This window comes from Mycobacterium sp. TKK-01-0059, from assembly GCF_000709305.1.
Taxonomy (GTDB): domain Bacteria; phylum Actinomycetota; class Actinomycetes; order Mycobacteriales; family Mycobacteriaceae; genus Mycobacterium; species Mycobacterium intracellulare.
The window spans coordinates 3540436-3558497 of record NZ_KL446993.1 but is presented as its reverse complement, the minus strand read 5'-3'; the positions used below and the strand labels follow the sequence as shown (position 1 = coordinate 3558497).

Annotated in this window: 18 protein-coding genes; 7 read left to right on the top strand and 11 right to left on the bottom strand. The window is 67.3% G+C overall.

Annotation, left to right across the window (positions count from 1 at the left end; translation table 11 throughout):
* Positions 1 to 165 precede the first annotated feature (165 nt).
* Complete coding sequence (locus K883_RS16930; RefSeq protein WP_014384199.1) at positions 166 to 1377, top strand: sodium-dependent bicarbonate transport family permease; 1212 nt, start codon at positions 166 to 168, stop codon at positions 1375 to 1377.
* 8 nt (positions 1378 to 1385) lie between these two features.
* Here K883_RS16930 and hemW read toward each other — a convergent pair whose 3' ends face one another.
* On the bottom strand, positions 1386 to 2558 hold the full coding sequence (hemW, locus tag K883_RS16925; protein WP_014711149.1) for a radical SAM family heme chaperone HemW: 1173 nt from the start codon (positions 2556 to 2558) through the stop codon (positions 1386 to 1388).
* 252 nt (positions 2559 to 2810) lie between these two features.
* Between hemW and K883_RS28575 the strand changes: the two genes are divergently transcribed.
* The 3 genes from K883_RS28575 (at position 2811) to K883_RS16915 (ending at position 5422) form a co-directional block, all read left to right on the top strand.
* Positions 2811 to 2903: an Ms4527A family Cys-rich leader peptide gene (locus K883_RS28575; protein WP_350494745.1), complete on the top strand. Its 93-nt coding sequence runs from the start codon at positions 2811 to 2813 to the stop codon at positions 2901 to 2903.
* 111 nt (positions 2904 to 3014) lie between these two features.
* Entirely contained in the window at positions 3015 to 4682 is a 1668-nt protein-coding gene (locus tag K883_RS16920) for a nitrite/sulfite reductase (RefSeq protein ID WP_008255305.1), read from the top strand.
* Entirely contained in the window at positions 4679 to 5422 is a 744-nt protein-coding gene (locus tag K883_RS16915) for a phosphoadenylyl-sulfate reductase (protein WP_008255302.1), read from the top strand. The genes K883_RS16920 and K883_RS16915 overlap by 4 nt, the downstream gene beginning before the upstream one ends.
* Positions 5423 to 5426: 4 nt before the next feature.
* On the opposite strand, the gene K883_RS16910 is transcribed toward K883_RS16915, so the two are convergent.
* The 5 genes from K883_RS16910 to K883_RS16890 form a co-directional block, all read right to left on the bottom strand.
* Positions 5427 to 6509, bottom strand: a complete 1083-nt coding sequence (locus tag K883_RS16910; protein WP_008255301.1) for a sulfate/molybdate ABC transporter ATP-binding protein — start codon at positions 6507 to 6509, stop codon at positions 5427 to 5429.
* 13 nt (positions 6510 to 6522) lie between these two features.
* Positions 6523 to 7341: a sulfate ABC transporter permease subunit CysW gene (cysW, locus tag K883_RS16905; protein ID WP_008255299.1), complete on the bottom strand. Its 819-nt coding sequence runs from the start codon at positions 7339 to 7341 to the stop codon at positions 6523 to 6525.
* Complete coding sequence (gene cysT, locus K883_RS16900; RefSeq protein ID WP_009952316.1) at positions 7338 to 8210, bottom strand: sulfate ABC transporter permease subunit CysT; 873 nt, start codon at positions 8208 to 8210, stop codon at positions 7338 to 7340. The genes cysW and cysT overlap by 4 nt, the downstream gene beginning before the upstream one ends.
* A complete protein-coding gene (locus tag K883_RS16895; protein WP_050989374.1) occupies positions 8207 to 9247 on the bottom strand; it encodes a sulfate ABC transporter substrate-binding protein in 1041 nt (346 codons plus the stop codon). Before K883_RS16895 ends, cysT begins: the two co-directional genes overlap by 4 nt.
* A 335-nt stretch (positions 9248 to 9582) precedes the next feature.
* Positions 9583 to 9777 carry a hypothetical protein gene (locus K883_RS16890; RefSeq protein ID WP_009952319.1) on the bottom strand — a complete coding sequence of 65 codons (195 nt, stop codon included), beginning with the start codon at positions 9775 to 9777 and terminating at the stop codon, positions 9583 to 9585.
* Between the two features lie 217 nt (positions 9778 to 9994).
* Between K883_RS16890 and K883_RS16885 the strand changes: the two genes are divergently transcribed.
* Positions 9995 to 11953 carry a glycoside hydrolase family 15 protein gene (locus K883_RS16885; RefSeq protein ID WP_172417567.1) on the top strand — a complete coding sequence of 653 codons (1959 nt, stop codon included), beginning with the start codon at positions 9995 to 9997 and terminating at the stop codon, positions 11951 to 11953.
* Between the two features lie 19 nt (positions 11954 to 11972).
* Here K883_RS16885 and K883_RS16880 read toward each other — a convergent pair whose 3' ends face one another.
* Genes K883_RS16880 through lepA form a run of 3 tightly spaced genes read right to left on the bottom strand, consistent with a single transcriptional unit; the run spans position 11973 to position 15110 of the window.
* Positions 11973 to 12461 carry a sensor domain-containing protein gene (locus tag K883_RS16880; protein WP_014711146.1) on the bottom strand — a complete coding sequence of 163 codons (489 nt, stop codon included), beginning with the start codon at positions 12459 to 12461 and terminating at the stop codon, positions 11973 to 11975.
* A 16-nt stretch (positions 12462 to 12477) separates the two neighbouring features.
* Entirely contained in the window at positions 12478 to 13236 is a 759-nt protein-coding gene (locus K883_RS16875; protein WP_014711145.1) for a sensor domain-containing protein, read from the bottom strand.
* Positions 13237 to 13238: 2 nt separating this feature from the next.
* On the bottom strand, positions 13239 to 15110 hold the full coding sequence (lepA, locus tag K883_RS16870) for a translation elongation factor 4 (protein WP_081490075.1): 1872 nt from the start codon (positions 15108 to 15110) through the stop codon (positions 13239 to 13241).
* A 116-nt stretch (positions 15111 to 15226) separates the two neighbouring features.
* Here lepA and K883_RS16865 point away from each other — a divergent pair, with 116 nt between their 5' ends.
* A complete protein-coding gene (locus tag K883_RS16865) occupies positions 15227 to 15829 on the top strand; it encodes a type II toxin-antitoxin system PemK/MazF family toxin (RefSeq protein ID WP_008255287.1) in 603 nt (200 codons plus the stop codon).
* Between the two features lie 107 nt (positions 15830 to 15936).
* Here the strand turns inward: K883_RS16865 and K883_RS16860 are convergent, their stop codons facing one another.
* A complete protein-coding gene (locus K883_RS16860) occupies positions 15937 to 16365 on the bottom strand; it encodes a CBS domain-containing protein (protein WP_008255284.1) in 429 nt (142 codons plus the stop codon).
* A gap of 168 nt (positions 16366 to 16533) precedes the next feature.
* On the opposite strand from K883_RS16860, the gene K883_RS16855 reads away from it, so the two are divergent.
* Entirely contained in the window at positions 16534 to 17376 is an 843-nt protein-coding gene (locus K883_RS16855) for a ribonuclease Z (protein WP_008255282.1), read from the top strand.
* A 4-nt stretch (positions 17377 to 17380) separates the two neighbouring features.
* Here the strand turns inward: K883_RS16855 and K883_RS16850 are convergent, their stop codons facing one another.
* A complete protein-coding gene (locus K883_RS16850; RefSeq protein ID WP_036455030.1) occupies positions 17381 to 18043 on the bottom strand; it encodes a hypothetical protein in 663 nt (220 codons plus the stop codon).
* Positions 18044 to 18062 lie beyond the last annotated feature (19 nt).

The following is an 18062-nucleotide window of genomic DNA, read 5'->3' as shown; positions in this document are numbered from 1 at the left end:
GGCGCTAGGCGGGTCTGGAAGGCCCGTCCTTCCCGCCGTGCTTTCGAGTGGCAGGTCGACCGCCACGGGGATAAATTTCTGACGGTCGTCGGGATGTTTCGTGGTTGCTCCGCGTTTGCGGACGGTGCTTCCCCCTGATCGCGGGTCTACTCAACGGAGGCATCGATGCTGCAAGAGTTTTGGCACAACTTCACCCACAACCTCTTCAAGCCGCTCTTGCTGTTTTTCTACTTCGGCTTTCTGATCCCCATCCTGAAGGTGCGCTTCGAATTCCCCTATGTCATCTATCAGGGGTTGACCATGTATCTGCTGCTGGCCATCGGCTGGCACGGCGGCGAAGAGCTCGCGAAGATCAGCGCCTCGAGCGTCGGCGCCATCGTCGGATTCATGGTCCTGGGCTTCGTGTTGAACTGTGCCATCGGCGGTTTGGCCTACGTGGGCCTGAGCCGACTGAAAACGCTGCGGAAGGTGGACCGCGCGACGATCGCGGGCTATTACGGGTCGGACTCGGCCGGGACCTTTGCCACCTGTGTGGCCGTGCTGGCCGCCGTGAACATCGCCTTCAACGCTTACATGCCGGTGATGCTGGCCGTGATGGAGATCCCGGGCTGCCTGGTCGCGCTGTACTTCGTGGCCCGACTGCGCCACCGGGGCATGGACGCCGGCGGATACATGCCCGACGAGCCCGGCTACACGCCGCCCGTCAAGGTCGGGGTCGGCCCCGGCAGCGCCGCGCGGCCCCCGCAGGGCCAGAGCCTCGAGAGGCAGGAAGCAAGCCTGGAGCACGAGCTGGAGGACTGGGAGCCCGAGCAGAGCCCGGACGACGCCAAGGCCAAGCGGATGCCGATCCTCTCCCGCGAGCTGTTTCAGGAGGTGTTCCTCAATCCGGGGCTAGTCCTGCTGATGGGCGGCATCATCATCGGTCTCGTCAGCGGGCTGCAGGGCCAGAAGGTCGTCGCCGACGACGACAAGTTCTTCGTGCTGGCGTTCCAGGGCGTGCTGTGCCTGTTCCTGCTCGAAATGGGCATGACGGCGTCGCGCAAGCTGAAAGACCTGCGCACGGCGGGCCCCGGATTCATCGTCTTCGGTCTCGTGGCGCCGAATGTCTTTGCAACGCTGGGCATCTTCGTCGCCTGCAGCTACGCCTCGCTGACCCACACCGACTTCAAGACGGGCACCTATGTGCTGTTCGCGGTCCTGTGCGGCGCGGCGTCCTACATCGCCGTCCCGGCGGTGCAGCGGCTCGCCATCCCCGAGGCGAGCCCGACGTTGCCGCTGGCCGCCTCGCTGGGTCTGACGTTCTCCTACAACGTCACCGTCGGAATCCCGCTCTACATCGAGATCGCCCGGGTCTTCGAGCAATGGTTCGGGGTCTGACCGGGCCGCTACCCCAATAGCGTCCGCACCACGGCGTCGGCCAGCAGCCGTCCCCGATCCGTCAGGACGAGCCTGTCACCGGTTGTCACCAGCAACCCGTCGGAGACGACGCCCTCGGCGCGTTCACGCTCTTCGGAATTCAACAGGCCAACCGGAAGGCCTTGGCGCAGGCGGACTTTCAACAGCACGTCTTCGGTGTGCAACGTGTCGGCGTCGAGCCGCTCGAATCCCGCGACCGGCAGCGCGGCCGTGCCCAGCCTCTCGGCATATGCGTTGGGATGCTTGACATTCCACCAGCGCGTGGTGCCGACGTATCCGTGCGCGCCCGGTCCCGCGCCCCACCACTGGCCGCCGTCCCAGTAGCCCAGGTTGTGCCGGCATTCACCCCCTGGCCGCGACCAGTTGGACACCTCGTACCACGACATGCCCGCCTCGCTCAGGCGCGCGTCGACCAATTCGTAGCGGTGGGCCAGCACGTCGTCGTCGGGAGCGGCCAGTTCGCCGCGACGCACCCGCCGGGCCAGGGCGGTGCCTTCCTCGACCACCAGCGCATAGGCCGAGACGTGATCGACGCCGGTCTCGATCGCGGTGTCGACCGATCGCAGCAGGTCGTCGTCGGACTCCCCCGGGGTTCCATAGATCAGATCGAGGCTGACGTGTTCGAAGCCCGCGGCCAGCGCCTCGCGGGCGGCATCGGCCGATCGGTTCGGCGTGTGAATGCGGTCGAGGACACCCAGCACCCGTGGCGCCACCGATTGCATCCCCAGGGACACCCGGGTGTAGCCGGCCGCGCGGATGGCGTCGAAGAGGTCCGGCCACGCCGACTCGGGGTTGGCCTCGGTGGTGATCTCGGCATCCGCTGCCAGCGGAAAGTGCTCGCGCACCATGTCCAGCAGCGTCACCAGGCGCGCACCGCCGAGCAACGAGGGCGTCCCACCACCGACAAACACGGTGCTCACCGGCGGCGCTTCCAGTCGCGCGGCCGCCAGTTCCAATTCGGCCCGCAGCGCACCCAACCAGGCGTCTGGATTGACGCCCCCCAGCTCCGCTGGGGTATAGGTGTTGAAATCGCAATAGCCGCAACGCGTTACGCAGAACGGGACATGCACGTAGATGCCAAACGGCTGCCCGGCGGTCACCCGCACGTCGGGCAGGTCGACCAGCTCCTCGCGAATGGCCATGCCAAATGATCCCACGCAGACGCCCGGCGCCGGCGCCGTCGATCCCGGCTGCCGGGGGCTGCCCGTGCGCCGAGCGTGCGCCGGCTGCGACATTCCGGCCGGATTTTCGCGCTGGGTGCACGCTCGGCGTTGCCGCGCGGTGGATCCCCCGGACTTGATGCCGCGGTGGCCCGTCAGCGGCACTTTTAATCATCGTGAGCCCAGATTTGACCTGCTCGCACGGCCCCCCGGCATCCATGGCACAATGGGGGCGTGACTGTCGCCCAGCCCAGCCCGCACATTGTGCTCGTGGCGCGACGGCACATCGATCTCAAGCGCGTTTGCAGCTGTATCTGTCTGCCTTGACTTGGTAGACCCAGCCCACTGGTCTCCAGCAGGCCGACGGTTTCGTGCCGCCCATAAGTGCCGGTGAACTGTGCTGGCCGCGCTGGCGATCTTTTTGAAGGAGAACTTCCGATGACCACCGCCCGACCCGCGAAGGCCCGTAACGAGGGCCAATGGGCACTGGGGAATCGTGAGCCGCTGAACCCGAACGAAGAGATGAAGCAGGCCGGCGCCCCACTGGACGTGCGCGAGCGCATCGAGACCATCTACGCCAAGAACGGCTTCGACAGCATCGACAAGAGCGACCTGCGTGGGCGCTTCCGCTGGTGGGGCCTGTACACCCAGCGTGAGCAGGGCTACGACGGCACCTTCACCGGCGACGACAACGCCGAGCTGCTCGAGGCCAGGTACTTCATGATGCGGGTGCGCTGCGACGGCGGTGCGCTGTCGACGGCCGCACTGCGCACCGTCGGCCAGATCTCCACCGAGTTCGGACGCGACACCGCCGACATCACCGACCGGGAAAACATCCAGTACCACTGGATCGAGATCGAGAACGTCCCCGAAATCTGGCGGCGGCTGGCCGACGTCGGATTGCAGACCGCCGAGGCGTGCGGCGACTGCCCCCGCGTGATCCTGGGATCACCGCTGGCCGGCGAGTCGCTCGACGAGGTGCTCGACCCGACCTGGGCGATCGACGAGATCGCCCGCCGCTACATCGGCCAGCCCGACTTCGCCGACCTGCCGCGCAAGTACAAGACCGCCATCTCGGGCCTGCAGGACGTGGTGCACGAGGTCAATGACATCGCGTTCATCGGCGTCAACCACCCCGAGCACGGCCCCGGGCTGGACCTGTGGGTGGGCGGCGGCCTGTCGACCAACCCGATGCTGGCCCAACGGCTGGGTGCCTGGGTGCCGCTCGAGGAAGTGCCCGAGGTTTGGCACGCGGTCACCTCGATCTTCCGTGACTACGGGTACCGGCGGCTGCGCTCCAAGGCGCGGCTGAAGTTCCTGGTCAAGGACTGGGGCGTCGAGAAGTTCCGTGAAGTCCTCGAAACCGAGTACCTCAAGCGTCCGCTGATCGACGGACCGGCGCCGGAGCCGGTCCCGCGTCCGATCGACCACGTCGGTGTGCAACGGCTCAAGAACGGGCTCAACGCCGTGGGTGTCGCCTCGATTGCGGGACGGGTCTCGGGCACCACCCTGTCCGCGGTGGCCGACCTCGCCGAGGCGGCCGGCTCGAACCGGATCCGGTTGACCCCCTACCAAAAGCTGGTGATCCTCGACGTCCCCGACGACAAGCTCGAGGAGCTGATCGCCGGTTTGGAGGCGCTCGGCCTGCAGTCCCAACCGTCACACTGGCGCCGGAATGTGATGGCCTGCACGGGAATTGAATTCTGTAAGCTGTCATTCGCCGAAACACGAGTCAAGGCGCAGTCTTTGGTGCCCGAGCTGGAAAGTCGGCTCGCGGACATCAACCTGCAGCTCGATGTTCCGATCACCGTCAACCTCAACGGCTGCCCCAATTCGTGCGCACGCATTCAGGTCGCCGACATCGGGTTGAAAGGCCAGATGGTCGACGACGGAAACGGCGGCTCGGTCGAGGCTTTCCAGGTACACCTGGGCGGCAGCCTGGGTCAAGACAGCGGCTTCGGCCGAAAACTGCGTCAGCACAAGGTCACCAGCGACGAGCTCGGCGACTACATCGAGCGGGTCGCACGTAACTTCCTGAAATATCGCGGCGAGGGTGAACGTTTCGCACAGTGGGCCATGAGGGCAGACGAGGACGATTTGCGATGAGCGAACGAACAACCAGACATTCCGAGGCCGAGCTGCGCGAGCTCGCCGCCCGGGGAGCGGCCGAGCTCGAGGGCGCCAGCGCCAGCGACGTATTGCGTTGGACCGACGAGACGTTCGGCGGCGTCAACGGACCGCGCGGATGGGCGACCTGCAACTACGTGGTGGCCTCCAGCATGCAAGAGGCGGTGTTGATCGATCTGGCCGCCAAGGTGCGCCCGGGTGTGCCGGTGGTGTTCCTGGACACCGGCTACCACTTCGTGGAGACCATCGGTACACGCGACGCCATCGAGTCCGTTTACGACATCCGGGTGCTCAACGTCACGCCCGAGCAGACCGTCGCCGAGCAGGACAAACTGCTGGGCAAGGACCTGTTCGCGCGTGATCCCGGTGAATGCTGCCGGCTGCGCAAGGTCGCCCCGCTGGGCAAGGCGCTGCGCGGCTACTCGGCCTGGGTGACCGGGCTGCGCCGGGGCGAAACCGCCGCACGCGCCAACGCCCCGGTGGTCGGCTTCGACGAGGGCTTCAAGTTGGTGAAGGTCAACCCGATGGCGACCTGGTCCGACGACGACGTGCAGAACTACATCGACGAGCACAGCGTGCTGGTCAATCCGCTTATCTACGACGGCTATTCGTCGATCGGCTGCGCCCCGTGCACGGCCAAGCCGCTGGCGGGCGCCGACCCGCGCAGTGGGCGCTGGCAGGGGCTGTCCAAGACGGAGTGCGGTCTGCACGCCTCGTGACGAATCACGCTGAGGTCAGCGTGTTCTCATCCTCGTCCGCTTTGTGACCGGGCTCCGCCGCAGTCGGGGCGATCGGTGGGACCCGGGTGGCACGCACGTAGACGGTGTCGCCGTCGCGTAATGCCAGGGCCTCGGCGTCGCCGCGTGTGATCTGCGCCGTGAAGAAGCCGCCGGTGGCCGCGCTGGTCAATTCGACCCGCACCTCGAAACCCAGCGCCACCACCCGGTCAACGGTGGCCCGCACCACCCCGATCGACTCCGCGGTGCCGTCGCCGCCGGCGATCGCCATCTCGGGGTTGCGACCCACCCGGATGTCGTGCGGACGCACCAGGGCGCCGTTGAGGGTGGACACCGCGCCGAGGAACGACATCACGAACGCGTTCGCCGGGGCGTCATAGACGTCGGTCGGGGATCCGATCTGCTCGATGCGACCGTGATTGAGCACCGCAATCCGGTCGGCGACATCCAATGCCTCCGCCTGATCGTGGGTGACCAGCACCGTGGTCACGTGCACCTCGTCGTGCAGGCGGCGCAACCACGCCCGCAAATCCTCACGCACCTTGGCGTCCAGCGCACCGAACGGCTCGTCGAGCAGCAGCACCTGCGGGTCGACCGCCAGCGCTCGAGCCAGCGCCATCCGCTGTCGCTGACCACCGGAGAGCTGATTGGGATAGCGGCTCTGAAAACCGCTGAGCCCCACCACTTCCAGCAGGTTGTCGACCTTGGCTTTGATTTCGGCTTTGGGCCGCTTGCGAACCTTGAGCCCGTAGGCCACGTTGTCGCGGACGGTCAGGTGCTTGAATGCCGCGTAGTGCTGGAAGACGAACCCGATGCCGCGGCGCTGCGGTGGCACCCGGGTCACGTCGCGACCGTAGATCGTGACGGTTCCGCTGTCGGGCTGGTCGAGACCGGCGATGGTGCGCAGCAGCGTCGATTTGCCCGAACCGCTGGGACCCAACAACGCCGTCAGCGACCCGGTCGGCACGACGAAGTCCACGTGGTCCAGCGCGACGAAGTCGCCATAGTGCTTGTAGGCGTCGCGCACGATGATGGCGAGGTCGTCCCGGCCGGTACCGGTGTCTGTCACGTCATCCTCCTCGTCAGGCCTGCTTCGCCGCTCGGGCGCGGCGGGCGTCGAGAACCACCTGGAAAATCAGCACCAGCACCGCAACCCCCATCAGCAAGGTCGACAGCGCATAGGCGCCGTACTCGACGCCGCGGTTGTATCGGTCCGAAACAAGCAATGTCAGTGTTTGCGACTTTCCCGGCAGGTTCGACGACACGATGAGCACCGCACCGTATTCCCCCAGGGTACGTGCGATTGTCAACACGATGCCGTACGTCAGGCCCCACCGGATGGACGGCAGCGTGATCCGCCAAAACGTCTGCCACCAGCCCGAACCCAGCGTCGCCGCCGCCTCCTCCTGGTCGGTTCCCAGCTCGTGCAGCACCGGCTCCACCTCACGCACCACGAACGGCAGGGTGACGAAGATGCTGGCGAGCACGATGCCCGGCAGGCCGAAGATGATCTTGAACCCGAGGTCGTTTTCGACGAATCCCAGCGCACCCGCCGAGCCCCACAACACGATCAACGCCACACCCACGATGACGGGTGAGACCGCGAACGGCAGGTCGATGATCGCCTGCAGCACGCCCTTGCCGCGAAACCTGTTGCGCGCGAGCACCAATGCCGTCGGGATGCCGAAGATTACGTTGAGCGGCACCACGATGGCCACCACCAGCAGGGTCAGGTTCAGCGCCGATATCGCCGCGGGAGTGCTGACCCAGGCGTAGAACTGGCCGAACCCGGGCCGAAACGTCCTCCACAGGATCAACGACACCGGCACGACCAGCAACACGAAGATGTATCCGAGCGCCACGAATCGCAGGGAATAGCGGACTCCGGCGGACGACGTCATGCGGCCAGCTCCTCGCGTTTGGCCGCGTGCCCACCCACGATCCGCAAGATGAGCAGGACCACGAACGAAATCGCCAACAGCACAATGGATATCGCGGCGGCGCCGGTGCGGTCGTCGTTTTCGATCAGGGTCCGTATCCACTGCGATGACACTTCGGTTTTGCCCGGCACCGCGCCGCCGATCAGCACCACCGACCCGAACTCGCCGATCGCGCGCGAGAACGCCAGGCCCGCACCGGACAACAGCGCGGGCAGCAGCGCCGGCAGCACCACCGAGGTGAAGATCTTCGGGCCGCTGGCGCCCAGCGACGCCGCCGCCTCCTCGACTTCGCGATCCAACTCCAGCAGCACCGGCTGAACCGCGCGGACCACGAAGGGCAGCGTCACGAAGGCCAACGCCACCGTCACACCCCACGCGGTGTGCTGCAGGTGCAGACCCACCGGGCTGTTGTTGCCGTACAACGCCAGCATGACCAGGCTGGCGACGATGGTGGGCAGCGCGAACGGCAGGTCGATGATCGCGTCGACCAGTCGCTTCCCGACGAAGTCGTCGCGCACCAGCACCCACGCGATCACCAGACCAAAAATCAGGTTGAGCACAGTCACCCCGGCCGAGATCGTCAGGGTCACTCGGAAGGATTCCAGCGCGGCATTGGAGGTGACCGCGAGCCAGAACGCGTGCCAGCCGCCGCCAGCGGACTGCCAGGCGATCGCCGCCAGCGGCAGCAACACGATCACCGAAAGCCACACCGTTGCCGCCCCGACCCGCAGGGCGGTGGTCCCGCGGCCACGCCCGGGCAGCGGCCCGTGCCCGGGGTCGCCGCTGAGTTCGGGCCGGATTGCCAGCGGGTCCGGCGTGATGGCCGTCATCCGGTGGCCTGCGTGTAGATCTTGGTGATGCTGCCGGTGCTCTTGTCGAACAGCTGCGGATCCGCCGCGCTCCAGCCGCCGAGGTCGGCGATGGTCCACAGCTTCGTCGGCACCGGATATTGGGCGCGGAAGTCGGCGGCGACCGACGGGTCGACCGGCCGGAAACCGGCCTGCGCCCAAACCTTTTGGGCCGCGGCCGTGTACTGGAAGTTCTTGAACGCGACGGCGGCCTGCAGGTGGGGGCTGGTGTTGACGACGGCGACCGGATTGTCGATCTTGAAGGTCTGCGGCGGGTTGACGTGGTCGACGGGCTTGCCCGCCCGCTCGGTCGCGATGGCCTCGTTCTCGTAGCTGATCAGCACGTCACCGCTGCCCTGGATGAAGACGTCGGTGGCTTCGCGTCCCGATCCGGGACGGAGTTTGACGTGCTCGGTCACCAGCTTCTTGATGAAATCCACGCCGGCGGCGCTGTTGGCGCCGCCTTCGCTCTTGACGGCGTACGGCGCCAGCAGATTCCACTTGGCCGACCCCGAACTGAGCGGGCTGGGCGTGATGACCTCAATGCCGGGCCGCAGTAGGTCATCCCAGTCCTTGATGTGCTTCGGATTGCCCTTGCGCACCACCAGCGTGACCACCGAGCCGAACGGGATCCCCTTGGTGGCGTCGGTGTTCCAGTCTTTGGAAACCTTGCCGGCCTTGACCAGTCGCGCGATGTCGGGTTCCACGGAGAAGTTCACGACGTCGGCCGGCTTGCCGTCGACGACACCGCGGGATTGGTCACCGGAGGCCCCATACGAGGTCACCACCTGCACGCCCTTGCCTTCTTCGGAGGCATTGAACGCCGGAATTATCTTGCTCCACCCGGGTTCTGGGACCGAATAGGCGACCAGCGTGATGGAAGTGCGTGCGCCGGCCAGCCCGCCGCCGCCGACGGCATCGCTAGCGCCCCCGTGGCAGCCGGCGATACTTGCGGCCACGCCGGCTGTCGAAACCAGGGCAAGTACAGGCCGCCAACGCAGTGCGGTCCTGATGTCCATCGAAGGCCTTCCGGTGGGGGACTTATCGGATCTCGGTCCCGTCTCAGCGGAAAGGCAACTAGAACTTCAGGAGGATTCGAGAACTCCAGAACCAGACCGCACACGGGTTTGGGAGTCAGCGACAACAGTGCACGAAGGCATAGCACCCCGGGATGCCAATCGCCACGCGCATGGCGGGAAGCCTAACAGGAATTGACGGTGCCGCCACCGCAGCCGGCGCACGCCACCGCGGCGGGCGCCTCACCGGTGCATCAGGTGCGTGACCAGCCACGTGCCGATCACCAGCGCCACCAAGATGAGGAGAACCAGCGTCACGTGTGACCGAGGCATGCGCGTCACCCGGAGGTCTCACCGACATGGCGGGCACGGCGCATCAACTCGATGCCCTTGCCGAGGAGGCCGTCGAGCAGGGCCCCCGTCACGTAGGCCACCGCCAGCACGACCGGCATCACCACCATGGCCTGCAGCACGAAAGGGAGCCCCGAAAGCCACAGCTCGTTGCCGTCCCACCAGTTGAGGAACGCGTTCACGGAGCTCACCCTATGTGGCGCCGCCACACAAAACCAATGCGTGAACATCGGCGCCCGGGTGGGTGTGCGCCACGCCGCGTCGGCGAAACGTTGGACGCCGGGCCGCCGTGCGGTCGATGATGTCCAGATGGTTCTGCATGTTCAGCCCGACGACCAACCGGCCCAGCCGGACGAAGACATGCCCGAGGAAGCGTTTCCAGCGGCGTCCGCCACGTCGATGTCGTCGTCCATCGACCTGCGCACTCCCGGGCCCCTCGCTCCCAGCGCGGCCCTGCGTAACCCGTTTCCGCCGATCGCCGATTACGCGTTCCTGTCGGACTGGGAAACCACCTGCCTGATCTCGCCGGCCGGGTCGGTGGAATGGCTGTGTGTGCCGCGGCCGGACTCGCCGAGCGTGTTCGGGGCGATCCTGGACCGCAGCGCCGGCCATTTCCGGCTGGGCCCCTACGGCGTCTCGGTGCCCTCGGCCCGCCGGTATCTGCCGGGCAGCCTCATTATGGAGACCACCTGGCAGACGCACACCGGATGGCTGATCGTGCGTGACGCGCTGGTCATGGGCCCCTGGCACGACCTGGACCGCCGGTCGCGGACGCATCGCCGCACCCCGATGGACTGGGACGCCGAGCACATCCTGCTGCGCACCGTGCGCTGCGTCAGCGGCACCGTCGAACTGATGATGAGCTGCGAGCCGGCGTTCGACTACCACCGCGTCGGGGCCACCTGGGAATACTCCGCCAACGCGTACGGCGAGGCCATCGCGCGCGCCACCAGGCAGCCCGACGCCCACCCCACGCTGCGACTCACCACCAACCTGCGGATCGGGCTGGAGGGCCGCGAAGCGCGCGCACGCACCCGGATGAAGGAGGGCGACGACGTGTTCGTGGCCCTGAGCTGGACCAAGCACCCGGCGCCGCAGACCTACCAAGAGGCCGCCGACAAGATGTGGCAGACCACCGAGTGCTGGCGGCAGTGGATCAACATCGGCAACTTCCCCGACCACCCGTGGCGGGCCTACCTGCAGCGCAGCGCGCTCACGCTGAAGGGGTTGACCTACTCGCCCACCGGCGCGCTACTGGCGGCCAGCACCACGTCGCTGCCGGAAACACCGCAGGGCGAACGCAACTGGGACTACCGCTACGCCTGGGTGCGCGACTCCACGTTCGCGTTGTGGGGCCTGTACACGCTCGGGCTCGACCGCGAGGCCGACGACTTCTTCGCGTTCATCGCCGACGTCTCGGGCGCCAACAACAACGAGCGGCACCCGCTGCAGGTGATGTACGGCGTGGGCGGGGAGCGCAGCCTCGTCGAGGAGGAACTGCATCACCTGTCCGGCTATGACCAGGCCCGGCCGGTGCGCATCGGCAACGGCGCCTTCGACCAGGTCCAGCACGACATCTGGGGCTCCATCCTCGACTCCTTCTACCTGCACGCCAAGTCGCGCGAACAGGTCCCGGAGACGTTGTGGCCGGTGCTGAAGAAGCAGGTGGAAGAGGCGATCAAGCACTGGCGCGAGCCCGACCGCGGAATCTGGGAGGTGCGCGGGGAGCCGCAGCACTTCACGTCGTCGAAGGTCATGTGCTGGGTGGCGCTCGACCGCGGGGCGAAGCTGGCCGAACGGCAGGGCGAGAAGAGCTACGCCCAGCAGTGGCGGGCCATCGCCGAGGAGATCAAGGCCGACATCCTGGCGCACGGCGTGGATTCCCGCGGGGTCTTCACCCAGCGCTACGGCAGCGACGCGCTGGACGCCTCGCTGCTGTTGGTGGTGCTGACGCGGTTCCTGCCGCCCGACGACCCGCGGGTGCGCAACACCGTGCTGGCGATCGCCGACGAACTCACCCAGGAGGGCCTGGTGCTGCGCTACCGGGTCGAGGAGACCGACGACGGGCTGTCCGGCGAGGAGGGCACGTTCACGATTTGCTCGTTCTGGCTGGTGTCGGCGCTGGTCGAGATCGGGGAGGTGCGCCGCGCCAAACGCCTGTGCGAGCGGTTGCTGTCCTACGCCAGCCCGCTGCACCTGTATGCGGAGGAGATCGAGCCGCGCACCGGCCGCCAGCTGGGCAACTTCCCGCAGGCGTTCACCCACCTGGCGCTGATCAACGCGGTGGTGCACGTCATCCGGGCCGAGGAGGAGGCCGACGGCTCCGGGATGTTCCAGCCCGCCAACGCGCCGATGTAGACCGCCAGATGAGCCCGCGTCAGCTGCGGGCGCCGGGCTTTACGGTCAGCGTGGTCCCGTCGCACTTCTGCCACTGCGCGACGAACCTGGCGAAGAGCGCGTCGGCGTCCGCGGCCGTCCGCAACGCGACGATGCCTTGCTGGACAATGTCGATCTTCACCGAATCCCTTTTGCCCACCCACATTTCGGCGGCCGTTTCTTGAATCGGCGCCGAGCCATACGGGCCCCGCTGCATCAAATGGACGACGCCGATGCACTCGGCGGGCTTCGCCTTATCCCACGCGGTTCCCAATTTGTCGCCGCCCCCGAACTCCGAGTAGTGCGGGTACGGCTGGAACGGCTGGTCGAGCAGCTTCGCCAGCGCGGTACCGTCGAACAAGGCCCGCTTGATGGCCGGCACCCGACCCGCGTTCGGCGCCAAAGTGCCTGTGCCGGAGATGGTTTGGGTGCACCCGCTCACCAGCAGCACCGCGACCACAGCGGCCAGCGAGCGCCAGGTGCTTTTCACTTCACCCCTCCCGACCTCAGCTCAGCGCGTTGACCCTGTCCATCATGGCGCGCGCGATGTCGAGCGCGCTGCTGTTGACGTTGGCCGATCCCGGGTCGGTGGATCGCCGCCCGCCGAAGAAGACCACCTCGACCTCTACGAGGCAGTTCGACCGGATACCGATGGCCCGCGCCTGGGGGGTGGGCCGCAGGGCGGGCATGTTGGGCAGCACCGAGGTGGCGGTTTTGGTCGCCGCGATGGTGGTAGCGGTGCCGCGGACATCGCTGATGACGTTCGTCGTGCTGATCGGGCCGGTCTGTTCCGAGGTCGTCATGCCGTTGCATTGCTGCCACTGCTGCGAGAACTGCGCGAACAACGCCTGAGCCTGCGCGGCCGAGGGCAGCGTGACCACGCCCTCCATCACGGTGATCACCTGCGCCGGTTCGCCGTTGTTCCACCACGACACCGAGGCGACGTCCTGGACCTGGGCGGAGCGGTACACGCTCTTTTGCAGCATCGCCGTCACGCCCAGGCAACCGGCCTGCGACGTCGACCGCTTGACCTGGTAGAGCTTCTCGGGGCCGCCGACTTGCGCCGGCTCGCGGGAGATCAGCGTCTGGTCGAGCATCCGCGACAGCGTCGCGCCGTCGAGCAGCACCTTGCTGACCGTCGCGCCGCTCAGCGGACGCAGCTTGAGGTTCGGTGCCGGCTTCGCCGTCCCGTTCACGACCGCGCCGCATCCCGTCACCAGCGTGGCCAGGACCGCGAGCGTCGCCGCCGCTTTGAGTATCCGCATGGCTACTTCTTGCCCTTGTCCCCCGCCGCGTCCGCGGACAGCGCGGCGACGAACGCCTCCTGCGGTACGTCGACCCGCCCGATGGTCTTCATCCGCTTCTTGCCTTCCTTCTGCTTTTCCAGAAGTTTGCGCTTGCGGGTGATGTCACCGCCGTAACATTTGGACAGCACGTCCTTGCGGATGGCTCGGATGTTTTCGCGCGCAATGATTTTCGATCCGATCGCCGCCTGGACCGGCACCTCGAACTGCTGGCGTGGGATCAGCTCTTTGAGCTTGGTGGTCATCTTGTTGCCGTAGGCCGAGGCGCCGTCCTTGTGCACGATCGCGCTGAACGCGTCGACCGCCTCGCCCTGCAACAGGATGTCGACCTTGACCAGCTGGGCCTCTTGCTCGCCGGCCTCCTCGTAGTCGAGGCTGGCGTAGCCGCGGGTGCGTGACTTCAGGGAGTCGAAGAAGTCGAAGATGATCTCGCCCAGCGGCATGGTGTAGCGCAGCTCCACGCGTTCGGGTGACAGGTAGTCCATTCCGCCGAGCTCGCCGCGGCGCGACTGGCACAGTTCCATGATGGTGCCGATGAATTCGCTGGGCGCGATGATGGTGGTCTTCACCACCGGCTCGTAGACGGTGCGGACCTTGCCTTCGGGCCAGTCCGACGGGTTGGTCACGACGACTTCGGTGTTGTCCTCTTTGACCACGCGATAGACGACGTTGGGCGACGTCGAAATCAGGTCCAGGTCGAACTCTCGCTCCAGGCGCTCCCGGGTGATCTCCATGTGCAGCAAACCCAAGAAGCCACAACGGAATCCGAAGCCCAGCGCCACCGACGTCTCCGGCTCGTAGGTCAGGGCCGCGTCGTTGAGTTGCAGCCTGTCCAGCGCGTCGCGCAGAACCGGATAGTCCGAACCGTCCACGGGATACAGCCCCGAGTAGACCATCGGCCTGGGCTCGCGGTATCCCGTCAGCGCTTCGGCGGCGCCGCGCTTGGCCGTCGTCACGGTGTCACCCACCTTGGACTGGCGGACGTCTTTGACCCCGGTGATCAGGTAACCCACCTCGCCCACACCCAGGCCCTCGCTGGCCTTCGGCTCGGGCGAAACGATGCCGACCTCGAGCAGTTCGTGCGTGGCGCCCGTGGACATCATCGCGATGCGTTCGCGCGGGGTGATCTTGCCGTCGACCACCCGGACGTAGGTCACCACGCCGCGGTAGATGTCGTAGACCGAGTCGAAGATCATCGCTCGCAGGGGCGCGTCGGCCTCGCCCTGCGGGGGCGGCACCTGGCGCACCACCTCGTCGAGCAGCTCGGCCACTCCCTCGCCGGTTTTGCCGGACACCCTTAAGACGTCGTCGGGCTCGCAGCCGATGATGTGGGCGAGCTCTCCGGCGTAGCGGTCCGGGTCGGCCGCCGGGAGGTCGATCTTGTTGAGCACCGGGATGATGGTCAGGTCACGGTCCAGCGCCAGGTAGAGGTTGGCCAGGGTCTGCGCCTCGATGCCCTGGGCGGCGTCGACCAGCAGCACCGCGCCCTCGCAGGCCTCCAGGGCGCGCGACACCTCGTAGGTGAAGTCGACGTGGCCCGGGGTGTCGATCAGGTGCAGGACATGGTCTTCGGCGTCGACTTTCCACGGGAGCCGGACGTTCTGCGCCTTGATGGTGATGCCGCGCTCGCGCTCGATGTCCATCCGGTCCAGGTACTGGGCGCGCATCGAGCGCTCATCGACGACGCCGGTGAGCTGCAGCATCCGGTCGGCCAGCGTCGACTTGCCGTGATCGATGTGGGCGATGATGCAGAAATTCCGAATCTGCGCCGGCGCGGTGAAGGTCTTGTCGGCGAAACTGCTGATGGGAATCTCCTGGTCTACGTCAAACGTGATGGGCGCTGCGCGGCCGTTTTACTGGCGGTTCGCGGCATGTCCAGCGTATCTATGCAGCGTCGCCCGGACCTACTTGGACACAGTCGCGCCCGATTGCTCGCGTCTATGCTGCGAATATGGCGTCTGCCCGGAAATCGCAGTGGAAGACGTTCCAGCGGTTTGCCGAGAATCTGGTGTTCAACGGTGCCCCGCGGCTGGCCCGGCACGTCCAGAATTCCCAGACCGTCCTGCGCGAGTTGCAACAGGCCGTGCGGATCACCGCGAACGTCATCGCCGCCGCGGCGCCGCCACCGTCCGACACGACGGTCGCGGGCCGGCCGGTGACCAGCAACAGTCGGCCCACCGCGCAGCGGGCCCGCAAACTCGTGTACGCGCCGAGCCTGGACGGCCGGGCCGATCCCGGCGAGATCGTCTGGACGTGGGTGGTTTACGAGGACGATCCCAGCCGGGGTAAGGACCGGCCCGTGCTGGTCGTGGGACGCGACCGCGGCACCCTGCTGGGGTTGATGGTCTCCAGCCAGGAGCGCCACGCCGCCGATCCGGAGTGGGTTGGAATCGGCTCGGGCAGTTGGGATTACGAGGGACGATCCAGTTGGGTTCGGCTGGACCGCGTGCTCGACGTGCCCGAAGAGGGCATTCGGCGCGAGGGCGCCATTCTGGATCGCGAGATCTTCGATGTCGTGGCGGCGCGGCTGCGCGCCGACTACTCCTGGCGCTGAGTCGGCCAAGTCGCCGAGCGTGCACTCGCGGCGAGAAAACGGCGAAGTTATCGCCCTGCTGCACGTTCGGCGAGCGGGGCCGGCGGGTTGAGCAAGCCGCCGCCGAGTCAGCCCTGGGTGATGTAGGACTGCAGCTGCTGCTGCTCGGCCTCGAGTTCTTCCATCCGGGTCTTCACCACGTCACCAATGCTGACGATGCCGATCAGCTTCTTCCCGTCCAACACCGGCACGTGACGCACCCGGTTCTTGGTCATCAGCACGCTGATCGCATCGACGGTGTCGGCCTTCGTGCACGTGGCCAGCATGCTGGTCATGATCTTGGAGACCGGGCGTGACAGCACGCTGGCGCCATGAGTGTGGAGCTGGCGCACGACGTCGCGCTCCGACACGATGCCGACGACCCCCTCGTCGCCGACCACCACCATGGCGCCGATGTTCTGCTCGGTCAGACCCGCCAGCAGCTCACGAACCGTCGCGTCCGGGTTGATGGTCACCACCGCCGCGCCCTTGTTCCGCAAGACGTCCGCAATCCGCATCAAGGCCTCCAGCCGGGTTTGTGATCCGCTTCACATCAGGCTACGGCTAACTCGCGCGGCGGAAAAGCCACCAAGAGAACCTGCACACAGATCGTGTCCAAGCGCCGCCGGCCTGCCGGATCGTTCGATCGGGCCACCGCAAACCGCGGGGACCTGCAAGATAGGGCCATGATCGAGGTCACTCTGCTGGGCACCGGAAGTCCGATCCCCGACCCGAACCGGGCCGGGCCGTCGACCCTCGTGCGGGCCGGCGGGCAGGTGTTTTTGGCGGACTGCGGGCGCGGGGTGCTGCAGCGCGCGGCGGCGGTCGGGGTAGGTGCGGCCGGCTTGTCGGCGCTGCTCCTCACTCACCTTCACAGCGATCACGTCGGCGACCTCGGCGACGTCCTCATCACGCGGTGGATCAGCACCTTCACCCCCGATCCCGCGCCGCTGCCCATCATCGGGCCGCCCGGCACCGCGGAACTGGTGGAGGCGACGCTGAAGGCGTTTCACCACGACATCGGCTACCGCATCGCCCATCACGCCGATCTGAATGCGCCGCCGGCCGTCGAGGTCCACGAATACACCGACGGTCCGGTGTGGGACCGCGACGGCGTATCGATCCGGGTGGGCGCCACCGATCACCGGCCGGTGGCCCCGACCATCGGGTTCCGCATCGAATACGAGGGGGCATCGGTGGTGCTGGCCGGCGACACCGTGCCGTGCGCGAGCCTGGACGAGCTCGCGGCCGGGGCCGGCGCCCTGGTGCACACCGTGATCCGCAAGGACATCGTCGCCACCATCCCGCAGCAGCGGCTCGTCGACATCTGCGATTACCACTCCTCGGTCGAAGAGGCGGCGGCGACCGCCGCCCGCGCGGGCGTCGGCACCCTGGTCATGACGCACTACGTGCCCGCGCTGGTGCCCGGCCAGGAAGAGCAGTGGCGGGCGCTGGCCGCCGAGCAGTTCGGTGGGCGCATCGAGCTCGGCGACGACCTGCACCGGGTTCAGGTCGACGCGCCCACCTGACGCCCTACCGGGACGACGAATCGCGTTGCGCCGCACGGGTAATCGCGACACCCGCCACCACCAGCCAGGTCAGCGCCACCACCCGGGCGACCGGCAACAGCACCCCCAGCGCGGGCCAGATCAAAACGCCGGCCGCCGATTCGGCGAGGACGGCGGTCGCCAGGCCGGCCCGGGCGAGCGGGCCGGGCAGCACTCCCCCGGGCGCCGCCATCGCGGCCACCAACAGGCCCAACGCCACGATGTGGGCCGGGCCGCCAGTGAGAAAGACGAGCAAGTACAGCGCTCTCGCCACGGCGGTGTCGGCGCTGACTTCCGGCCACGACATCGCCCAACCCAGCACGCCGGCCAAGCCGAGCGCGCCGGCGGCCAAGGCGCCGGCCGTAAGCGCGATCGCGGCCGCCGCGGGGCCGGCGCCGAGTTGCCTCACCCGTGCGGCGGCCGTCGCCGCGTAGACCGCCAGCGGGACCGCCGACGCGAACGTCGCAACGGCCATGACGCGCACGGCGGTTGGCTGGGCCCGCACGTACGCGGCCACCGCGCCGACGGGGCCGTACGGCAACGGCATGACACCGCCGATCCCGACGCCGATCGCGATCCCCCCGAAGAGCAGCCCGACGCACAGCAGGGACAGCGCCGTCAGGGGCCCGGTTTCGCGGATAACGTTCATTGCCAAACGGTATCCCGCA